Source organism: Nostoc sp. CCY0012 (assembly GCF_963920855.1).
In the GTDB taxonomy this organism is placed as follows: Bacteria; Cyanobacteriota; Cyanobacteriia; order Cyanobacteriales; family Nostocaceae; genus Cyanocohniella.
The window spans coordinates 1-1,610 of record NZ_CAWUDM010000226.1 but is presented as its reverse complement, the minus strand read 5'-3'; the positions used below and the strand labels follow the sequence as shown (position 1 = coordinate 1,610).

Below are 1,610 nucleotides of genomic sequence, written 5' to 3'. Positions count from 1 at the left end.
ATCGTTAGAGTCGATGGGCGGTATTATCCGCCGCACCTCTCTGTTCAATCTGGGCGTGCGGGTTTCCCAGCACCCAGCTTTCGATGTTCTTAGCTTTTAGCTGTTGCCCATGTGGGTATAATCGTGACAACTTTCGTGAATGGCTATAAGGTTTTTGGTTTTCCAGTTATTGTGGTTTCCATCGACATGATGTAGATGTACCTTTTCACCCTCAAGCATTTTTAGTCCACAATGCCCACAGTTATGGTTTTGCCGTTTTAGGGCTTTAGAGGTGTTGCCGTTGTAGAGTTTGCTGTTACGCTCACTCCAGTAGGTCAAGTCTCCATCGAATGGTGATTTATCACCTTTGACGTTGACGTGTTTGTTTTCGGAGTAAGGAACTCGTGGAAACGCTTTCTCTATCAGTTTCCTGCTAGATTCAGCGTCCTGTTTAGTTTCCCTATTAAATACCTTGAATGCTCTGTTATTGATATGCCACAATGAGAACCGTGACCCATCCATTTTGCAGTAGCGATGGTAGTTTCTCCAGCCTCTAACCACAGGTGCTAATTTCTGCGCTTTGACTGTGGCTCCATAATTCGAGTTGTTGACGATGTATTTGACTTTCTGACGGAATGCTTTGAAGTTATCCACTGAAGGGACACATCTAAACTTTCCGTTGCTCTGCACTTTGAAATGCCAGCCAAGGAAATCAAACCCCTGTGTCGAGGCAGTCAGCTTAGTTTTCTTTTCGCTGACATTCATCCCACGTTGTGCAAGGAACTGGCTAATGCGGTCAAGTATGCCAATAGCGTTATCTTTGGGTTTGAGTATAAATACCATATCGTCCGCATAGCGAATTGATTGGTGTATATCCTCTATTCCATTAAGTGCAATATTGGCGAGGATTGGGCTTACCACTCCTCCTTGCGGAGTTCCTTGTTCAGGAAACTCTGGGTTAACTCCAGCTTTCAGACATCTATAGATTCCGGTCTTGATACCGGATGGGGCGATGAGCCGTTCCATGATGGCTGAATGGTTGATTCTATCGTTCGCGTAGCGTGTGCGAAGCACTTAGCATTTTTCGACATCGAGTTCTATGACTCGTTTGGTTATTCCGTTCGCCCTGAGGCTAAGATTTTGGAAGAGCATTTTCTGGGCATCGTGTGCCGAACGTCCCGTTCTAAATCCGTAACTCCTGGCGTGGAAAGTTGCTTCGTGTGCTGGTTCTAAAGCGTACTTCACTAGGCATTGCCATGCTCTATCCGCAATAGTAGGGACTTTTAGGATGCGGGTTTTTCCGTCCTTTTTGGGAATTGGGATTTCCCGTAGTGGTTGATGATACCAGTTATGGGCTTTGCTTCTGAGTTTTAAGTTCAGTTCTAGCCTTTGCTCGAAGGTGAGCGATGCCTTACCATCAACTCCTGCTGTCTTTTTCCCAGCGTTTAGCTGTGTTACTTGACGGATTGCCAGTAATCTTGCTGAGGTGGATTTCAATATCAGCCTTTGAAGGGACTTTGCTTTGCGCGTGTCTCCATCTCGAATGGCTTTGTACACTCGTTTTTGTAGGCGGAAGAGATTCTTGCGAAATTGTTTCCACGGTAGATTCTTCCAGGATTCACTAGCATTGC

At 45.7% G+C, this 1,610-nt stretch carries 1 pseudogene; it reads right to left on the bottom strand.

The window, feature by feature from the left end:
• Positions 1–96 precede the first annotated feature (96 nt).
• Positions 97–1,610: pseudogene (locus ACM0OS_RS28845) on the bottom strand (group II intron reverse transcriptase/maturase); the annotation flags it as partial.